The organism is Arcicella aquatica (genome assembly GCF_034928825.1).
Classification (GTDB): Bacteria; Bacteroidota; Bacteroidia; order Cytophagales; family Spirosomataceae; genus Arcicella; species Arcicella aquatica.
Map to the genome: position 1 here is coordinate 33,672 of NZ_JAYFUL010000002.1, position 19,583 is coordinate 53,254.

The window sequence follows — 19,583 nt, forward strand, 5'->3', positions numbered from 1 at the left end:
AAAGATGATGATAAAAATTAGATTATCAAACATTTTTTTAATACCGCATTACTATGAAAAGATTTACTATAATTATTTAAAGAATATTATTAAAAACATAATGAAGCAGCTCCTAAAAGACCTGCATCATTACCCAAAGTAGCACGTTTAATGGTTAATCCGTCGGCATGATATTTGGTTAACCAGCGTTCCATTGTGGATGTAATTGATGGTAAAATATAGTCAAACGAAGCTGACAACCCTCCACCAATCAAGATTAAATTGATATCAAGGATGGCTACTAAGTGACATAAATTTTCGCCAAGCAATTCTCCTACTTTCGTAAATACCTGTAAAGCTAATGCATCTCCTTCTGAAGCAGAAGCTACTAATCCTGTTGTTGAGATAGTTCCATCATCGGGTAGTTGAGTAACACCTCTGAATTCTTTTCTCATTGTATTAGCAAGGTCTAACAATTCATTTTTACCAATGTTTCTCTCTAAAACCTTACCATTTACTGAAGGCGTATGCCCTGGTTCCATCGCATTACCTCTACCGCCAGTAAATACTTTTTTACCAATGATGGCTGCACCGCCAACACCTGTCCCTAAAGTAATAAAGATATAGCTTTCGTCAATACGATCTTCACCAAAATAGAATTCTCCTAAAGCTGCTGCGTTCGCATCATTTTCAAGGAAAAAATCAACTGCTGGGAAGCGTTTTTTAAGTATCTCAACCAAAGGAACATTGTTCAACTCAGGGATTGCCGTAATTTCAATTGGCGTTACTCTAGCCGAATTAATCATTCCCGGTAAGCCGATTCCTACTTTAGTGATATTTTTATTATCAATAAGTTGTAAACCTATTGCTTCTCCGAGACGGTCTTCGAAATGTCCTGATTTTCGCCAGCTCACAGTATCGTGACTATAAAAATTAGAAATTTGTCCTGTTTCTGAATTTACGATGCCCATCTTGACATTCGTTCCACCAATGTCTATGCCTAAGTACTCGACTGCCGCCATTATTTTTTATTGTATAGTGATAGTAAAAGTTTTGTGGTCTCAAAAATACGGAATTTTTATCAGTCAATAATACAAACTAAAAACGATTTACGTCTTTTTATGTACTATCCTGTATTATTGATGGAAACTATTTGTACTTTTTTAGCATTTTTTATAGCTATAACTACTCAACGATTCCGCCCTTATTCCCCAGACCTGCTTTTTTAAGTTGTTCTACTATTTCAAAAACTGCTGGACAAACTTTTGTATTTTCTAAAGTAAGGGGTAAAATTCCAGCAATATTCTTACGATCTGTATGTGGATATTCTCTGCAAGCCTTAGGTCTAAAGTCATAAATTGAACAATAATTATCTAAACCTAAGAAAGTACAAGGCGAGGAATTCAGCACATAGTCGTGGTCGTTATCCAAATGTAAATGCTCTTTTACTAACTGAGCAGGACGAATACGCAAATGTTTTGCGATTCTATCAATATCAATGTCTGTAAAGATTGGGCTGGTAGTTTTACAGCAATTTCCACATTTCAAACAATCTACTTCATCAAAAACATCTTCATGCACAGGATGAAAAGCTTCATCCAACTTTTTGATTTTTTTATTTTTAAGTCTATCAAAAAACTTTTTATTTTCGGGAAACTTCAAACGAGCTTGTTCGTTGAAAGCTTCTATGTTTTCTTCTGTATATATCATGGGGTAATCTTTTTCTCTAAAACGGATTCGATGAAAATTTTTAAGCTGGGGTTTGATTTATATACTTTCATCAACACTTTATTTTTACGATAGTCTTTTGAAACCTTATCGTAGTCGTTATAATTCTTCTCAAACTTTCCAGCTTTTTGGTGAAGTCTATAATCACAATTATTGATGGCCTCTTTGATTTTGTCAGTGTAATAAAGTGGTAATAGCCAACACTCTATTTCATCAACAGAAATCGCAAATACAATTCTACTAATTATTTTATCAAAAAACTCTTGACCAAAAGCTTCTATAATACTCAGCTTAAATTTGTCTATTACTTTTTCTACTAATTCTTCTGGTAATAGCTTTCTTCCCTCTTCATTAGTTTGTTTAACATCAAAGTGTACTTGTTCAGAAACGTCAGTATCAATTTGAACAACGAAATACCGAATGCGTTGAAAAGCATCTCTAAAATCTTGTGAACGACAATATTCAAATACTTTATACCAACCACCAAACTTCTTAATTTCATCTTCATTAGTAGCATCACGAATAGGTTGTAAAGGGGTTATTTCATCAGAAATATCATCCTCAAACAAACCTATTAAAATATTTTCCAAGACTGCATGGTCTGAAGGACCTTCCGCTACAAGTCCAAATAATGTCATAATTTTAAAAGTTTTTAGGTAAACCACCGATATAGCCTCTCATAAACTGTTCTGAAAGTCGAACTGGGATTTCTCCTTCGGGAGTAGGAATTGGTAGAACTCTTTTTGTTTTGGTATGTCCCTCTTTATTTCTTGATACTACCAACAAACGCTGTTCGTCATCATTCAAATTGAGTCCGTCCAAAATAGCAGGGTTATGTGTTGTAAAAATCACTTGTTTATCGTGCTTTTCAGCCAATTTTGCCAATACTTTGATTAACTCACTACACAATTTTGGATTCAGCGAAGTATCAATATTATCAATAGCAAAAAACTTTGGGGTATATTTTGAAATAAATAGAGCAAAGTAAAACATCAAAAACAGAAAGCCTTCATTAGCACTTCGTTGGTCGAAGTATTGTAATCCTTCTTCCAAAAAACGGTCTTTTATCCTGATTCTTCTTTCCGTAAACACTAAATCTTTAGGTATTTCAAAGCCTTCAAACCAATCTATTAATTCCAAATTTTCAATTACTTCTTGAAACTCCTCTGGTGTTTCCTGGCTCATCACAGAAAGTAATTTGAATAAACCTTCCCCTCTAATGCCTAAAGGTTCTATCTGAGATTCTTCTTCAAATTTTCTTAGGAAACTATTTTCGGGAGTGTAGATTAAGAAATTTAAAAATTTCTTAATCTCTTGTTTATGTTTATCTATTATATTTTTTACTTCGTCTAATAACTGATTCTCCTTTATTAGATTAAATTCTTTAAAACTTCTTATAATTTCTTCTTCTTTTATATTTAATATAGGTTTGTGATTCCTATTAACAAAATCGTACTTTTCTTTCTTTTTTTTTGCTTCCAAAAGTAATTTACTATTATAAGCTGTATTCCACACTGAAAAAGCTTCATTATCATTATCAATATGATTTGTTATTACTTCATCTAATAAATTAAATGTAATCGTAACACTTTCAATCAAACTGTTTTTCAGGAAACCATTTCTCATAGCTTTAGGCTCAGTTACTCTAATTCCTCTTGAGGACAAAAATTCATTCCCTAACTTATTTTCAGCCGCAGCCGAGCCAAAAGCTATTGCTTCCAAAATATTACTTTTTCCACAACCGTTTGCTCCTATCAAAATATTGACACGTCCTAATTCAAGCGTTAAATCTTGAACTGATTTATAATTCTGTATCCTTACTTCTTTGACCATCTTGCTATTATTAAATAAAAAGGTTCGACAATTTACAAAAAACTGTCGAACCTTTTGAAAATATTATGTTTTGGATTAAGCCAAAGCTCCTTTCAATACACATTCGTCGCGGTCTGGACCCGTAGAGATAAAATTGATTGGTAAACCTAGTTTCTCTTCCAAGAAAGTAATATAGCCTGTTAATTCAGCTGGAAGGTTTTCGAAATTTCTTAATCCTTCTAACGAACAGTTCCACCCTTTCAATGTTTCATAAACTGGTTCTACAATCGTATCAGTCATATCGTAAGGCAATTGCTCTGTAACCGTACCGTCTGGTAATTTATAAGCAACGCACACTTCTATTTCTTCAAATATGTTTAATACGTCAGCCTTCATCATGACCAATTGCGTTACGCCATTAATCATCATTGCGTATTTAAGCGCTGGTAAATCAATCCAACCACAACGACGAGGACGACCAGTAGTTGAACCAAATTCACGACCTTCCTGACGCATTCTTTCGCCTACTTCATCCATCAATTCCGTAGGGAATGGTCCTGAACCTACACGTGTAGCATAAGCTTTGAAGATACCATAAACTTCGCCAATGTTTTTGGGAGCAACCCCTAAACCTGTACAAGCACCTGCCGTGATAGTGTTTGAAGAAGTAACAAATGGATACGAACCAAAGTCAACATCTAATAAACTTCCTTGCGCACCCTCAGCCAAAATCGTTTTGCCAGCAGTAATCGCATTGTTTACAGAGTATTCAGAATCTACCAAACGGAATTGTTTCATAAACTCTACGGCTTCAAAAAAGTCAGCTTCAGCGGCTGTTAAATCATATTCAAACTTATAGACATCTAAAATTGCAGTATGACGAGCCACCAAAGCATCGTATTTTGCTTTGAAGTTTGGTGAAATCATATCACCTACTCTTAATCCTTGACGTGAAATTTTATCAGTATAAGTTGGTCCGATACCTTTTAACGTTGAACCAATTTTAGCATCGCCTTTTGCTTTTTCATAGGCAGCATCCAACAAACGGTGTGTTGGAAGAATGATAGAAGCTTTTTTAGATACTTCTAGGTTTTCAAGTACGTTCAAATTATACTTTGCTAAACCATCAATTTCTTTTTTGAAAATAATTGGGTCAAGCACAACACCATTTCCAATAATGTTTTGTACATCCTGACGGAAAATTCCAGATGGAATTTGGTGCAAAACATGTTTAAAACCATCGAATTCAAGGGTATGTCCAGCATTTGGCCCACCTTGAAAACGAGCAACAACTTGATATTTAGGGGCTAAAACATCAACTATTTTACCCTTTCCTTCATCACCCCACTGCAAACCCAACAATACATCTACTGCCATTTTTTTGTTTTTTGGTTGTCATTCTCACGAAGGAAGTATCTGGCGGTGGCAGACCAGTTCCCTCCTGACGTCGAGATGACAGGAAACAGAAAAATCAAAAAAGAATAAACCACCTAATCAAAGTCGCAAAGATAAACAAACAAAAATAAAACCTCACAAGAATTTCAATAATGCTGTAGTTTTAGTTGAAGAGTATTCCAAAAAAATTCCTAAAAACACAAAAACTGGCGTTTCATTCATCATTCGAATAAAACGCCAGTTTTCTTTTTGTTGATAAATACTGTTAATGATGCTCTCTGCTAGACAATTCTCTTTCAGCTAACATCGCTTTTTTATGTTCACATTCTGTTTTTGTACAAGCACCATAAAAAATCAAAGAATGGTGCATTACATTGAACTGTAACATTTCACCTACCATCGACTGTATCGTTTGTACTCTTGGGTCACAAAATTCAGTAACATGATGGCATTCTGTACAAATCAGGTGGTCATGTTGGCGACGTCCGTAAGATTTTTCGTATTGAGCCTGATTTCTCCCAAATTGATGCTTAGAAACTAAATCACATTCTACTAATACGTCAAGTGTATTATATACCGTAGCACGTGAAACCTGATATTTCTTATTTTTCATCGAAATATATAGTTCCTCCACATCGAAATGGTCATCTCTTGTGTAAATTTCCTCCAAAATGGCAAATCGTTCTGGAGTTTTTCGAAGACTTTTATTTTCAAGATAAGCAGTAAAAATCTTCTTTACTGCCTCTAATGTGGCGTTTGATGGCATTACTGACTATTTTCTAAAAAACAAAAATAAAATTTATTGATTTAATAATTAGACTAAATCAATTTTGAAAAGTAAAATAAATCAATTTTTAAGACAAAAAGAAATTCTAGTCTCCTCTTTCAATTTGAATTACGCCGTCAACTTGCTCTAAAGAGTGAACGAGTGTCTCAAGATGTTGGGTATCTTGAACCATCAATGCTATTTTTCCTTCAAAAATACCTTCTTTTACGCCGATAGAAAGATTTTGAATATTTACCTTTAATTCTTGTGAAATTACTCTTGTCACATCGTTCATCAAGCCCATGCGGTCGGTGCCTTTAATAATTAACTGAGCAATGAACGACATTTTCACTTGGCTCGTCCACAAAGCTTTAATTACTCTATCGCCATGACGAGACAATAGCTCTGTAGCATTGGGGCATGAAGTTCTATGAATTTTTATACCTTCGTTAATCGTAACAAATCCAAAAACAGTATCGCCTGCAATTGGATTACAACATTTGGCTAGGGTATAATCTACTCTATCCATGTCTTCGCCAATCAAAATTGCATCTGCATTTTTTACATCGCCATGCAGTTTTTTAAGCTCTTTAACGAAGTTTTTAGTATTCGTTAGGGGCTCTTGAATAGCTTTTGTAGCCTGTTTTCTTTCATGCGCTTCTCGGTCAGACTTCCATTTTTTTATCTCGTCTAAGCTAATATATGCTTTTCCAAAACGATAAAATAAGTCGTTCGTATCCTTGGCATTAAAATAAGCCCTTAGTTGATTGGTAATTTCTAAGGTTAACGTATTTACACCCAACACTTTTAAGCGATGTTCAATCATATCACGCCCCATGATGACGTGCTGTTTGTTGGCTTCTTTGATATAATCCTTAATACGGGCTTTCGCCTTGGTCGTTGCTACAAAAGCTAACCAATCTTCGGATGGCTTTTGCTTTGCCGAGGTCATACACTCGATAATATCGCCAGTCTTGAGTTTGTGGCTCAAAGGCACTAGCTTATTATTTACCTTGGCTCCTATACACCTTGCTCCTACTTCTGAGTGAATTTCAAAGGCAAAATCCAATGCTGTAGCACCGTCTTTTAATACAATCAGTTTCCCTTTTGGGGTGTACACAAAAATCTCGTCGTTATATAAACTACTTCTAATATCATCAACCAATTCAACGGCTGATTGTGATTTATCAGTAGTATCCAATGCTTCTCGAATTTGGCTTAACCACGACTCAAAAGCTTTGTTTGTACGCGTATCATTTCCTTTATATTTCCAGTGTGCAGCAAATCCTTTTTCAGCAATTTCATCCATCCGAGTTGTCCGAATCTGCACTTCTACCCAGCGTCCACGTCGCCCAGAACTCATTACTGTTGTATGCAACGATTCATATCCATTTGACTTAGGATTAGAAATCCAGTCTTTCAACCGTTCGGGATTGGGCTTATAATGGTCTGTTACCATCGAGTAAACAGCCCAGCAAGCAGATTTCTCTAATTCAGTAGGAACATCTAAAATTACCCGCACCGCAAAAAGATCATAAATTTCCTCAAAGGGAGTATTGTTCTTCTTGAGCTTGTGATAAATAGAATAGATTGATTTCGGTCGCCCTTTCACAATGTGTTTATAACCCATTATGTTAAGGTCTTTCTCAATCGGACGAATAAAGTTTTGGATGAAACTCTCTCTCGATGTTTTAGTCTCTTTTAACTTCTTGGCAATATCTTTATAAGCTTCTGGCTCAGTGTATTTCAAACACAAGTCTTCTAGTTCAGACTTTATCGCATGAAGTCCTAAACGGTGTGCCAGCGGAGCATATAAATAAAATGTTTCAGAGCTAATTTTGAGTTGTTTATCACGAGGCATACTTCCCAGTGTTCGCATATTATGCAAACGGTCGGCAAGTTTGATAAGAATTACCCGAATATCATCCGAAAGCGTAAGTAACATCTTACGGAAGTTTTCTGCTTGTTGTGAACTTCCATAATCAAAAACGCCCGTAATTTTAGTAAGACCATCGATAATTTTGGCTACATTTTTTCCAAAAATAGCTTCAATTTCTGTCAGTTCTATCTCAGTATCTTCCACCACATCATGAAGCAATGCGCACATGATAGATGTTGCCCCCAAGCCTATTTCTTCAACACAAATTTGGGCAACAGCAATAGGATGATAAATATAAGGCTCACCAGATTTCCTCCTCATCTCTTTATGAGCTTCGGCAGATAATAGGAAAGCTTTTTTTATCAGTTTAGCATCATCATCTTGCAAATATGGACGGGCAATATTGAGTAATTTTCGGTATCGCTTTAGAATCTCTTTCCGTTCTTGCTCTAAGTCTATTTCTTTTACTTCCACGGTGTTATTCAAGGACAAATGAGTTTTTTTTGAGAAACATTAATTTAGTGTTTAGTCTAAATTAGCGATTTTTGAGGGAAACGGCAAATGGAAGTGCATTTAATTTATAAGAGCAGCCAATGGGTTTTAAAGAAATTCAATTAAAGTCCTGATTGATAATTAGTCACAACTGATTTATAGAATTACGGGGCATTTAATTTTCGGAGCAATGTGATAAACTAAACGGAAGCTAGTTAATAAATAAATATCATTCAATTTACTTGCTCCATCTCTCACAGTGCCTTGTCTGAATATTTCAGGGAAAGTGCTTACAGGAGTCACATTAGGATTACTATAAATGGGGTTAACATTTTCAGCCAGATATTTTCTAATAGAAGCTTCTCTATTATTTCCAGTACTAGCTGCTATCAATTCGTATTCTCTATGTCCCATGATAGCAGAAAGGGGACTAATGGCATACATTTGATTGAAACTAGTATAATAGCCTCCAACGTCATCAATATAATCCGTTAAATTATAGCGAATACCTACCTCGAACCCTACATCAATTTTTCTATTTATTTTGTATTTTAATCCAAATCCAAGAGGGAAGTTCATAGCTAACAGTTCATATTTATTATTAAGGTTTCCTGGCAAACCCTGTCCTTCAGTATGAAGCGGTTGAAGACTTACCCATTCACCTGGGGATGCTTCTGAACCACTGTAACTCTGAGGCACTTTAGCAACGGGGTTATGGTGAAAAAAAGCAAAGCCTAAGAAAACATAAGGAGTTATTTGTGCTCTCTTTTGATATCTATCACTTTCTCTAATTAAATTAAAAATACCTTTGAACGATAACTCTTGAACATCATTTCTGAAATGTGTATTTCTCATAAACGACTTTTCTAACAAAGGGACACCTTCCAGCTTATTGTCATCCCCTACAATTCTCACCCAAGTCAATGCTATATTGCCTGAAAATCGAGGTGTAAAATGTCTTGTATAATCGACAGAAATATTCCAACGGAGGTTATCAATAGTAGATTGAACGGGACGGTTTATTGGAACTAGGTCGCCATAATAATTTGCAGTTCCTATGCCAAAGGCAATATCAGAATGTTTCTCAAAAAGCTTTTTTTGTGAAAAAGCTTGAAAACATATACATAAAGCAATAAGGATTTTAAATAAGTTCTTAATCAACATTAGGAAATCTATTGGGTTATGTTTTGCTTATAAACGACAAACAAAGTATAAAAATATACTAAATTTTACAAATTAGATAATTGACATCTAATTATTGCCTAGAATAGGCATCAAAAAACAACCAATATATTATTCATCTTTTAATGAAATACCCTTCCAAAAATTCATATTCACGATAATTTTTAAGAAATGATTAATAGAACTTAATCAACTTAACAAAAAAATACATTAATTGTTATTATTAGCTATTTTCAGTAAGTTTGATTTTCACATATATAAACCATTTAATAATTATGTCAATAGTGTTTATTGCTTTTGCTATTATCGCTGGATTTGTTGCTTTTACACGAACTAGAAAAAATTCAATGGCTTCCGAAAGATCTGATGATGTATTAGGCGAGATTGTTAGAAATGAAGACTATGCATCAGCGTTTGCTGAAACGCTAGACCTTACTGTTGTTATAAAAAAAAATATTGATGTTAACGCAGTTAGAAAAGCACTATTACAAATAAAACCTTTCCAGCTCGACAATTATTCAATAAAATCATTTAAGGAGTTAACACAAGACTCCTTCCTTTGCTTAACGGTTGTAAAATATGATGATATAGAATATAGGAGACATGGTAACATAACTGTCGAACACATATTAGACTTGAATTTTAAAATTTTGCTAAATGAGGAAAGTCAGAATTGCAGAATCTATTCAGACTTACATGAGACTCTAACTGACAAAACTTTAAGGGAAGAGTTTGTAAATAAATTTTGGGCATTCATTGAGAAAAAATAACAATTTCCTAACAAAAAACTCCCGATGAAATTCATCGGGAGTTTTTTGTTATCTATTAAAACCAATTCCTTACGCTACCGTAGAAATTGCTTTCATGTCTGTCATTGCTTGACGTAATTCAGCACCAACAAATTCAATATCGTGTGAACGAAGTGCTTCGTTTACTGCGATAATTGTTCTGTTATCAACGCCGTTATCTTTACCAGCATTAAAGTTTGTACCGATAATGTCAGTTTCAACAGTTGTCATAAAATCAGCTAATAACGGCTTACAAGCGTGGTCGAATAAATAACATCCGTATTCAGCAGTATCTGAAATGACAGAGTTCATTTCGAATAGTTTTCTACGAGCAATCGTGTTAGCGATTAGCGGCGTTTCGTGTAATGATTCATAATAAGCAGATTCTTCTTTGATACCTGCTTCAACCATTGTTTCAAAAGCTAATTCAACACCAGCACGAACCATCGCAACCATCAATAATCCGTTATCGAAGTATTCTTGTTCAGCAATTTTAACATCTCCTGCTGGTGTTTTTTCAAAAGCAGTTTCGCCAGTGGCAGCTCTCCAAGTCAACAAGTTTTTGTCGTTGTTTGTCCAGTCAGCCATCATTGTTGAAGAGAACTCTCCGCTCATGATATCATCTTGGTGTTTTTGGAACAACGGACGCATAATATCTTTTAATTCTTCAGAAATTTCAAATGCTTTGATTTTCGCAGGATTCGAAAGTCTGTCGAACATCGCAGTAATACCACCTTGTTTCAAAGCTTCAGTGATTACTTCCCATCCGTATTGGATTAATTTAGAAGCATAACCAGCATCGATTCCTTTTTCAACCATTTTGTCGAAACAAAGGATTGAACCTGTTTGCAACAAACCACAAAGGATAGTTTGCTCTCCCATTAAGTCAGATTTTACTTCTGCTACGAATGAAGATTTCAACACTCCCGCACGGTGACCGCCCGTTCCTACACAATAAGCTTTTGCATAAGCCCATCCTTTTCCTTCTGGGTCATTTTCTGGGTGAACGGCAATCAAAGTAGGTACACCAAAACCACGAACATATTCAGCACGTACTTCTGAACCTGGACATTTTGGCGCAACCATGATTACAGTAATATCTTTACGGATTTGCATTCCTTCTTCAACAATGTTGAAACCATGTGAATAAGAAAGCGTAGCTCCTTGTTTCATCAAAGGCATTACAGCATTTACTACTGAAGTATGTTGTTTGTCTGGCGTAAGGTTAATTACTAAATCAGCAGATGGAATTAGTTCTTCGTAAGTACCTACTTTGAAATTGTTTTCTGTAGCACTTTTCCAAGATTGTCTTTTAGCATCAATTGCTTCCTGACGTAAAGCATAAGAAACATCTAAACCAGAATCTCTTAAGTTCAATCCTTGGTTCAATCCTTGCGCACCACAACCAACTACTACGATTTTTTTCCCAACTAAAGCGCTTACTCCGTCAGCAAACTCATTACTTTCCATGAATTCACAAACACCTAACTGATTTAATTTTTCTCTTAATGAAAGAGTATTGAAATAATTTGCCATTTTTTGAATGTTTTTGATTTTGAATAACGTTGTCGAAGACTAAAATTCGCAACATTGCTGAAATATGCACAAAGTTGATAAAAATCATCAATTAATGAATGGTAAATTAGTGTTTTATTTAGGTACTTTTCATGGGTAATTCATATCATAGTTATTGTATTTTATTTTAAGTAGATGATTTTAAAACTTTTACAACTAAAGCTAAATGTGTAATTTTATTACATGAAACAATTAGATATTCCTGTTTATAGCATCGATAGGTTTAATAGTAAATCTGAAAAAACGATTCAATTTCAGATTGAACCCTTTGATATTAATCGAAATTTTAAGGTAACTTATCCACATCGTCATGATGATTTTTACGAAATCCTCTTCCTTACACAAGGACAAGGCATTCACACGATTGATTTTCAGAATTATACAATAAAACCCAATACTATTTTTTTTCTTTCTCCTGGTCAGATTCATGAGTTAGACCTTTCTGAAGATGTAAAAGGCTATATATTCCTTTTTACATCCTCTTTTTACCATTTTAACAAGACTGACCCTTACAAGCTTTTTGAACTTCCGTTTTTCTATAACCTTAATCAAGAAACACCACCGATTTACTTAGAAAATCAAGCAGAGAAACAGGTGCTTACCGAGCTTTTTAATAATGCCATTTACGAAAATCAGCAAAACTTAACCGATTCTGAAGAGGCAATTCGTGCTTTGTTAGATTTAATTCTCATCCAATGCAAAAGAATTTATCCACTCAGTAATTATGATGATAAAACCAGCAAAGGCAAAATCATGGTAAAACGTTTCAAGCAATTGATTGAAGAAAAATGTCAGGAAAATTTATCGGTAAAAGATTATGCACACCTACTTGCTATTACACCCAATTACCTAAGCGAGACGGTAAAAAGTGTAACAGGCAGAACATCAACTGATTTAATCAATGACCGTATGATTATGGAAATAAAACGCTTTTTGACGCATACCGATTTGGGAATTTCTGAAATTGCTTATCAACTCAACTTTTCAGACCAATCATATTTTTCAAAATACTTTAAAAAATTGACCAATCTTTCGCCTTTGGAATTTAGGAACGGATTATCTAGGTAAGGAAAATCATTTTTTACCTACAAACTATCTTATATTTGTAGAAAAAGGAATTGTATTACAATCAAAGGCTTTATCTCATCAACATGGCTAATAAAACAGAGCAAAAAAAAGATTCTATATTTCCGACACTTGAAAGCATTTATGAAGCGGCTGAACGCCTCAGAGGGGTGGCAGTACATACGCCATTAACTGAAAATATTGTGCTTTCGGAACGCTATGAAGCTAATATTTTTTTAAAGAGAGAAGATTTACAAATTGTTCGCTCATACAAAATCAGAGGAGCATATAATAAAATGGCGATGCTTTCAGCCGACGAGCTCGCCAAAGGTGTAGTATGTGCTTCGGCAGGAAATCATGCACAGGGTATGGCCTATGCGTGCCATAAAATGAAAGTAAAAGGCACGATTTTCATGCCAACTACTACGCCTAATCAGAAAATCAAACAAGTAAAGATGTTTGGTAAAGACGATATTGAGGTAATGTTGGTAGGTGATACTTATGACGACGCATCAAACGCTGCCAAACAATATTGTGACGAAAACAATGCTACTTATGTCCATCCTTTTGATGATATGGATGTAATTACGGGTCAAGCGACTGTTGGCTTAGAGATTTTTAAGGATTCAGATATTAAAATAGATTATATCATTTTGGCCATTGGTGGTGGAGGCGTTTCGGCAGGCGTTTCTACTGTTTTCAAACAACTTTCTCCGCATACTAAAATTATTGGTGTCGAACCTGCTGGTGCAGCCTCCATGAAGGCTAGTTTTGATGCTGGTCATGTGTTAGAGCTTGAAACCATCGATAAATTTGTAGATGGGGCTGCCGTAAAACGTGTTGGAGAGAAGACTTTCAATATTTGTAAAGAAACGTTGGATAATATCATCCTAGTCCCAGAAGGCAAAGTTTGTACTACTATTTTAGAGTTATACAACGAATCGGCGATTGTAGCCGAACCTGCTGGTGCTTTAACGATTGCAGCCTTAGATTTTATGAAAGATGAAATCAAAGGGAAAAATGTAGTGTGCTTAGTTTCTGGGGGCAATAATGACATTACCCGCACCGAAGAAATAAAAGAGCGTTCATTACTTTATGAAGGACTAAAACATTATTTCATCATTCGTTTTCCACAAAGAGCAGGTGCCCTGAAAAATTTCTTGAATAATGTGTTGGGTGAAGAAGATGACATTACTTTATTTGAATACCAGAAGAAAACTAACCGAGAGTCTGGTCCAGTACTGTTAGGGATTGAACTGAAACACAAAGAAGATTATGAACCGTTACTAGGGCGAATGATAGAACAAAATATTGTGTATCAAAAATTGAACGAACAACCAGATTTGTTTTCTGTTTTGGTGTAACAAAAAAGGTATCAGCGTAGTGCTGATACCTTTTTTATTGCCTTATCATTAAACGAATTTATATGCTTGATTCTCTAACCCTGTGTTTTTCTGCTTTTGAAACACTCAAAATCAATTCAGCCACAAGACCCGTCCAACCTGTTTGATGCGCAGCTCCTAGTCCTTTACCTGTATCCCCATCAAAATATTCATTGAAAAGAATTAAGTCTTTAAAATGAGGGTCACTCTGCATTTTCTCATATTTCTCATACATCGGGCGTCTTCCTTCCTTATTTTCTGTAAATAAGTTAATCAAACGTTCTGAAATACTTAGTGCTGCTTCTCTAATACTCACCATATTTCCAGAATTAGTAGGATATTCTACTTCATAATCGTTACCATAATATTCTTGAAACTTCATCAAAGAATCTATCAACAAGAAATTCATTGGAAACCAAATAGGGCCACGCCAGTTTGAATTACCACCAAACATACTTCCCGTTGACTCGGCAGGGGTATAATCAACCCTTAGTACATCTCCATTTACTCTGAACTGATAAGGGTTTTCTAAATGATATTTTGAAAGAGAACGAATACCAAAGTCTGAAAGGAACTCAGTTTCATCAAACATTCGTTTCATAATCATTTTCATACGGTGCCCTCTCAGGATAGCTAATAGCCTACTTTCTCCTTTTCCTGATTCATACCAACGAGAAATCAAGCTTGCAAGGTCAGGTCTGTTAGCAAGTACCCACTCTACCCTACGGCGGAAATCTGGCAGTTTCTCAAGCATTTCTGGCGTTAAAACCTCTACAGCAAACAAAGGGATTAAACCAACCATCGACCTAATTTTCAATAACATACTATTATTATTAGGTAAATGAAGCATGTCATAATAGAATTGGTCTTCTTCGTCCCAAAGACTAATTTCATCACCACCAAGAGATTGCATCGCTCCTGCAATATGCAAGAAGTGTTCAAAAAACTTGGAAGCCATATCTTGATAAACGGGGCGTTCAATAGCAATTTCAACTGCAATTCTTAGCATATTCAAGCTATACATGGCCATCCACCCCGTACCATCAGCTTGTTCTAAGCGCCCGCCTGTTGGCAAGGTTGCTGAACGGTCGAATACCCCAATATTATCCATACCGAGGAAACCTCCTCCAAAAATATTATTTCCTCCCTCATCTTTTAGGTTTACCCACCAAGTAAAGTTCAATAAAAGCTTATGGAAGATTTTCTCTAAAAAGGCTATATCGCCTTTGCCGTTTATCTCTTTGTCAATCTCATATACTTTCCAAGTAGCCCACGCATGTACAGGTGGGTTCACATCCGAGAACGACCATTCATAGGCAGGAATCTGCCCGTTAGGGTGCATATAATATTCTCGAAGGATTACTGCTAATTGACGCTTTGCAAAATCAGGGTCAACCCTTGCTAAGGGTAAAGTATGGAAAGCTAAGTCCCAAGCTGCAAACCAAGGGTACTCCCATTTATCAGGCATCGAAAGAATATTGGCAGAATACATGTGTCGCCAGCCCGCATTCCTTCCATACTTCCTATATTCCGATGGTTTAGGCATCGCAGGGTCACCTTTTATCCATTCGTTGACATTGTAATAATACCATTGTTTAGTCCAAAGCATACCAGCATAGGCTTGTCGCTGAATTTTTAGCAACTCGGGGTTTTCAACACCTTGCTGTACTTCTTCATAAAACTGATTGCCTTCACGAATACGCTTGTCCATCGTATCTTCAAAACCACCGAAAGGTTCAAGGATAGAATGATCGACTAAACGAAGCCTTACGGTATAGCTATCTCCTCCCTTAATTGTTTTAGTATAACGAGCAGCCGCTTTTGTACCAATATTATTAGGATTTACAGCCGTTTTCTTGTCATCAACGATATAGTCATTAATACCATCTTTACAATAAGGCGAAGCATTGCCTACTTTATAAAGGCGTTCAAAATTGGTTTCGTTTTCGCAGAAGAGTAACTCTTGGGCATTTTCACAATACAATTTATAATGCCCAATATTTTTGTTATCAATATCGATGGCTTTTTTGGCCACCCCCGTCATCATGGGCTTATACTTATATTTTTCATAGCCCCAACTCCAAGTATTCCTAAACCAAATGGTAGGCAAAATCGTGAGTGGTGCAGCTTTTTTACTTCTGTTATGAGCTGTTATTTTTATTAAAATATCTTGCTCGTCAGCCTTGGAGTATTCAATGAAAATATCAAAATATTCGTTGTCATCAAAAACACCTGTATCAAGTATTTCAAATTCGGGTTCTAAGCGCGAACGTCTCCTACTTTCAGAAACTAGCTTGTCATAAGGATACTGGTTAATAGGATACTTATATAGCATCTTCATATACGAATGCGTGGGCGTAGAGTCTAAGTAATAATAAAGTTCCTTTACATCCTCCCCATGATTAGATTCGCTTCCCGTTAATCCAAAAAGACGTTCTTTTAATATATGATCATTATGGTTCCAAAAAGCCAAGCCAAAACAAATATGAGACTTATTATCTGAGATACCCGCTATCCCTTCTTCACCCCAACGATAAGCAATAGAACGAGCCATATCATGTGTTACAGAGTTCCATGCATCTTGGTTGGCTGTGTAGTCTTCTCTAACTGTACCCCATTGCCGCTCAGAGAGATAAGGTCCCCACTTTTTCCATCCCTTATTATCTTTGCGAGTATTCAATCGCAACTTCTCCGCACTTATACTTTTACTCATACCTTTTTATATAAATGGTTATCAATAAATTTCTAAATTTTATACTACTTTTATTTATAATTTTTACCTTTATAATACCAGTAGTTGCAAACAAATGCAATATTAATTCAATCTTATGCACTAATGTGCAATAATATTATCAAATTTAAAAAAAACACCCAAACCTTTATCATAATAGCCTATCTAAATAGATTAAAATGCAAGTTTTAGAGTAATTATACTTAAAAATAGGGAATCATTCATCATCAAATAATTAAATTACTGAATATTCATACCAAAATTAGCATACTATAGTATCAAAAAACAGGCAAAAAAGTTACTATTTCAAATACTAAAAGTGTTAACAATAGATTGCATTATTTACTCACCATTTTTCCGCATGATAGTACAGGACGGTTTAAGATACAGAGAATTCTAGTTTTGTTGAACATTAATTATTATATTTTTTATAAAAAATGGCAACCAAGACATTCAAATACGTCAGCTATCTTTGGGACGAAGCCAAAGCAGCCGAATTAGCAGGCGACGAAGTAGCTCTATTCATTTATCGCTCAAATTTATTAGGAGCTGATCTACGTTTAACCAATTATGGTGGTGGTAACACTTCTGTAAAAATCAAAGATAAAGATCCTTTGACGGGTAATCAAACTGACGTGATGTGGATTAAAGGTTCTGGTGGTGACATCGGTACTTTGAAAAAATCAGGTTGTGCAGCTTTGTATGTTGACAGACTTCGTGCTTTAGAAAACGTATATCGCGGTATCGAATTTGAAGATGAAATGGTAGAATTATTCAACCACTGTATCTTCGATTTAGCTTCTAAAGCTCCTTCTATTGATACTCCCCTTCATGGTTTTTTACCTTTCGCTCATATCGACCACTTGCACCCTGATGCCGCTATTGCTATTGCAGCAGCTAAAGATGGTAAGCAAATCACTGAGGAATTGTTCAACGGTGAAATTGGCTGGGTAGGCTGGCAACGTCCAGGTTTCGACTTGGGTCTTCAATTGCGTGAGTGTTTGGAAGAAGCAGCATCTCGTGGTATCAAATTAAAAGGTATCATGTTGGGTTCTCATGGTTTATTTACTTGGGGTGATACTTCTTTCGATTCTTATATTAATACCTTAGAAGTAATCGAAAAATGCGCTGAGTATTTAGAAGCAAATTACGGAAAGAAAGCTCCCGTGTTTGGCGGTCAAAAAATTGAAAGCCTTCCTGAAGCTGACCGTAAGAAACAAGCATCTTCTATCGCTCCTATCTTACGTGGTTTCTGTTCTTCATATCGTAACATGATTGGACACTTCACTGACGATGCACGTGTGTTAGAATTTACCAATTCAAACGACCTTGCTAAGTTGGCTCCACTAGGTACTTCTTGTCCTGACCACTTCCTACGCACAAAAATTTCTCCGTTAGTACTTGAATTAGCACCAAACGAAGATTTGACAGACGTAGCCACTATCAAAGAAAAATTAGCACCTGCTTTTGAAGCCTACCGTGCGATGTACACTGAGTATTATAATACTTGTAAAAGAGATAACTCTCCAGCAATGCGTGACCCTAACCCAGTGGTAATTCTTTACCCAGGCGTAGGTATGTTTACTTTCTCGAAAGACAAAACAACAGCACGTTTAGCCTCAGAATATTATGTAAATGCTGTGAACGTAATGAAAGGTGCAGAAGCAGTTTCTGAATATACATCATTGCCACGTCAAGAAGCATTTGATATTGAATATTGGTTATTGGAAGAAGCTAAATTGCAACGTATGCCAAAACCAAAAGCACTTTCTGGTAGAATCGCTTTAATCACCGGCTCTGCGGGTGGTATTGGTAAGGCAATCGCTAAGAAATTTGCGGAAGAAGGTGCTTGCGTAATCATTAACGATATTAATCAAGAACGTTTAGACGGAGCAAAAGCTGAGTTTATAAGTAAATTCGGTAAAGATGCCGTTTCTTCTACCTTATTAAATGTTACTGACGCTACTTCAATAGCTTTAGCTTTTGATGACGCCGCTTTAGCTTTCGGTGGTGTTGACATCGTGGTAAACAATGCTGGTATCAGTATTTCTAAATCTATCGCTGAACATTCTATTGAAGAGTGGGATAGATTATACGATATTTTGGTAAAAGGACAATTCTTGGTTTCACAAGTAGGTGTAGCGATGATGCGTAAACAAAATTTAGGTGGCGACATCGTAAATATTGTTTCTAAAAATGCCGTAGTAGCTGGACCAAACAACCCTGGTTACGGTTCTGCTAAAGCTGCTCAAGCACATTTAACTCGTTTGATGGCTGCGGAATTAGGTGGAGACAAAATCAGAGTAAACACTGTAAATCCAGATGCAGTAATTTCAGATTCAAATATCTGGGCAGGCGGATGGGCTGAAGGCCGTGCGAAAGCTTACGGAATCACAGTGGCTGAATTACCAGCTTACTATGCAAAACGTACTTTATTGAACGAAATCATTCTTCCAGACGATATCGCTAATGCATGTTTTGCTTTTGTAGGTGGTTTATTGAGTAAATCAACTGGAAATGCACTAAACGTAGATGGTGGTGTAGCAATGGGCTTCTATCGTTAGAAATAATTTCATTGAGGCTGTCTAAAAAGCAAACCATAGCCAAATATTATTTGGCTTGCAACCTCACCCCTAACCCCTCTCCTTCAGAGAGGGGAACTTTTAGGCTCAAAAGCCCCTTCTCTGAAGGAGAAGGGGTTGGGGATGAGGCGACCGACGCTCGGTCTTTCGCAGAATAATATTTTGTTGTAAAAACTTTTTGGACAGCCTCTTCTTTATTTACAGGCTATTAGTATATAAAGATGATG

The 19,583-nt window shown here is 35.9% G+C and carries 14 protein-coding genes; 4 read left to right on the plus strand and 10 right to left on the minus strand.

Annotated elements, in window-relative coordinates; translation table 11 throughout:
• Positions 1–89: 89 nt before the first annotated feature.
• The 8 genes from VB264_RS02245 to VB264_RS02280 form a co-directional block, all read right to left on the minus strand.
• Entirely contained in the window at positions 90–1,001 is a 912-nt protein-coding gene (locus VB264_RS02245) for an ROK family protein (protein ID WP_323246385.1), read from the minus strand.
• A 163-nt stretch (positions 1,002–1,164) separates the two neighbouring features.
• Positions 1,165–1,689 (minus strand): YkgJ family cysteine cluster protein, encoded by a 525-nt coding sequence (locus tag VB264_RS02250; RefSeq protein WP_323246387.1) that lies wholly within the window; start codon positions 1,687–1,689, stop codon positions 1,165–1,167.
• Entirely contained in the window at positions 1,686–2,345 is a 660-nt protein-coding gene (locus VB264_RS02255; protein WP_323246389.1) for a hypothetical protein, read from the minus strand. The genes VB264_RS02250 and VB264_RS02255 overlap by 4 nt, the downstream gene beginning before the upstream one ends.
• Before the next feature lie 4 nt (positions 2,346–2,349).
• Positions 2,350–3,540, minus strand: a complete 1,191-nt coding sequence (locus VB264_RS02260) for an AAA family ATPase (protein WP_323246391.1) — start codon at positions 3,538–3,540, stop codon at positions 2,350–2,352.
• Between the two features lie 75 nt (positions 3,541–3,615).
• Positions 3,616–4,896 (minus strand): adenylosuccinate synthase, encoded by a 1,281-nt coding sequence (locus VB264_RS02265; RefSeq protein WP_309912871.1) that lies wholly within the window; start codon positions 4,894–4,896, stop codon positions 3,616–3,618.
• Between the two features lie 283 nt (positions 4,897–5,179).
• Positions 5,180–5,680, minus strand: a complete 501-nt coding sequence (locus tag VB264_RS02270) for a Fur family transcriptional regulator (RefSeq protein ID WP_309912874.1) — start codon at positions 5,678–5,680, stop codon at positions 5,180–5,182.
• 106 nt (positions 5,681–5,786) lie between these two features.
• Positions 5,787–8,033, minus strand: coding sequence for a RelA/SpoT family protein (locus tag VB264_RS02275; RefSeq protein ID WP_323246393.1), 2,247 nt, complete (start codon positions 8,031–8,033; stop codon positions 5,787–5,789).
• 174 nt (positions 8,034–8,207) lie between these two features.
• Positions 8,208–9,215 carry a DUF6089 family protein gene (locus VB264_RS02280; protein WP_323246395.1) on the minus strand — a complete coding sequence of 336 codons (1,008 nt, stop codon included), beginning with the start codon at positions 9,213–9,215 and terminating at the stop codon, positions 8,208–8,210.
• 293 nt (positions 9,216–9,508) lie between these two features.
• Between VB264_RS02280 and VB264_RS02285 the strand changes: the two genes are divergently transcribed.
• Positions 9,509–10,003: a hypothetical protein gene (locus VB264_RS02285; protein ID WP_323246397.1), complete on the plus strand. Its 495-nt coding sequence runs from the start codon at positions 9,509–9,511 to the stop codon at positions 10,001–10,003.
• A 69-nt stretch (positions 10,004–10,072) separates the two neighbouring features.
• Here the strand turns inward: VB264_RS02285 and ilvC are convergent, their stop codons facing one another.
• A complete protein-coding gene (ilvC, locus tag VB264_RS02290) occupies positions 10,073–11,557 on the minus strand; it encodes a ketol-acid reductoisomerase (protein ID WP_323246399.1) in 1,485 nt (494 codons plus the stop codon).
• A 222-nt stretch (positions 11,558–11,779) separates the two neighbouring features.
• On the opposite strand from ilvC, the gene VB264_RS02295 reads away from it, so the two are divergent.
• Positions 11,780–12,664 (plus strand): AraC family transcriptional regulator, encoded by an 885-nt coding sequence (locus tag VB264_RS02295; RefSeq protein ID WP_323246401.1) that lies wholly within the window; start codon positions 11,780–11,782, stop codon positions 12,662–12,664.
• An 83-nt stretch (positions 12,665–12,747) separates the two neighbouring features.
• Complete coding sequence (gene ilvA, locus VB264_RS02300; RefSeq protein ID WP_323246403.1) at positions 12,748–14,025, plus strand: threonine ammonia-lyase IlvA; 1,278 nt, start codon at positions 12,748–12,750, stop codon at positions 14,023–14,025.
• A gap of 58 nt (positions 14,026–14,083) precedes the next feature.
• Here ilvA and VB264_RS02305 read toward each other — a convergent pair whose 3' ends face one another.
• On the minus strand, positions 14,084–16,756 hold the full coding sequence (locus VB264_RS02305) for an MGH1-like glycoside hydrolase domain-containing protein (protein WP_323246404.1): 2,673 nt from the start codon (positions 16,754–16,756) through the stop codon (positions 14,084–14,086).
• Between the two features lie 455 nt (positions 16,757–17,211).
• On the opposite strand from VB264_RS02305, the gene VB264_RS02310 reads away from it, so the two are divergent.
• A complete protein-coding gene (locus VB264_RS02310; protein ID WP_323246406.1) occupies positions 17,212–19,338 on the plus strand; it encodes a bifunctional aldolase/short-chain dehydrogenase in 2,127 nt (708 codons plus the stop codon).
• Positions 19,339–19,583: the final 245 nt, after the last annotated feature.

Bases quoted from the DNA above. Each gene is read 5' to 3' on its own strand.
- VB264_RS02245 (WP_323246385.1), bottom strand. From the start codon at position 1,001: ATGGCGGCAGTCGAGTACTTAGGCATAGACATTGGTGGAACGAATGTC.
- VB264_RS02250 (WP_323246387.1), bottom strand. From the start codon at position 1,689: ATGATATATACAGAAGAAAACATAGAAGCTTTCAACGAACAAGCTCGT.
- VB264_RS02255 (WP_323246389.1), bottom strand. From the start codon at position 2,345: ATGACATTATTTGGACTTGTAGCGGAAGGTCCTTCAGACCATGCAGTC.
- VB264_RS02260 (WP_323246391.1), bottom strand. From the start codon at position 3,540: ATGGTCAAAGAAGTAAGGATACAGAATTATAAATCAGTTCAAGATTTA.
- VB264_RS02265 (WP_309912871.1), bottom strand. From the start codon at position 4,896: ATGGCAGTAGATGTATTGTTGGGTTTGCAGTGGGGTGATGAAGGAAAG.
- VB264_RS02270 (WP_309912874.1), bottom strand. From the start codon at position 5,680: ATGCCATCAAACGCCACATTAGAGGCAGTAAAGAAGATTTTTACTGCT.
- VB264_RS02280 (WP_323246395.1), bottom strand. From the start codon at position 9,215: ATGTTGATTAAGAACTTATTTAAAATCCTTATTGCTTTATGTATATGT.
- VB264_RS02285 (WP_323246397.1), top strand. From the start codon at position 9,509: ATGTCAATAGTGTTTATTGCTTTTGCTATTATCGCTGGATTTGTTGCT.
- ilvC (WP_323246399.1), bottom strand. From the start codon at position 11,557: ATGGCAAATTATTTCAATACTCTTTCATTAAGAGAAAAATTAAATCAG.
- VB264_RS02295 (WP_323246401.1), top strand. From the start codon at position 11,780: ATGAAACAATTAGATATTCCTGTTTATAGCATCGATAGGTTTAATAGT.
- ilvA (WP_323246403.1), top strand. From the start codon at position 12,748: ATGGCTAATAAAACAGAGCAAAAAAAAGATTCTATATTTCCGACACTT.
- VB264_RS02305 (WP_323246404.1), bottom strand. From the start codon at position 16,756: ATGAGTAAAAGTATAAGTGCGGAGAAGTTGCGATTGAATACTCGCAAA.
- VB264_RS02310 (WP_323246406.1), top strand. From the start codon at position 17,212: ATGGCAACCAAGACATTCAAATACGTCAGCTATCTTTGGGACGAAGCC.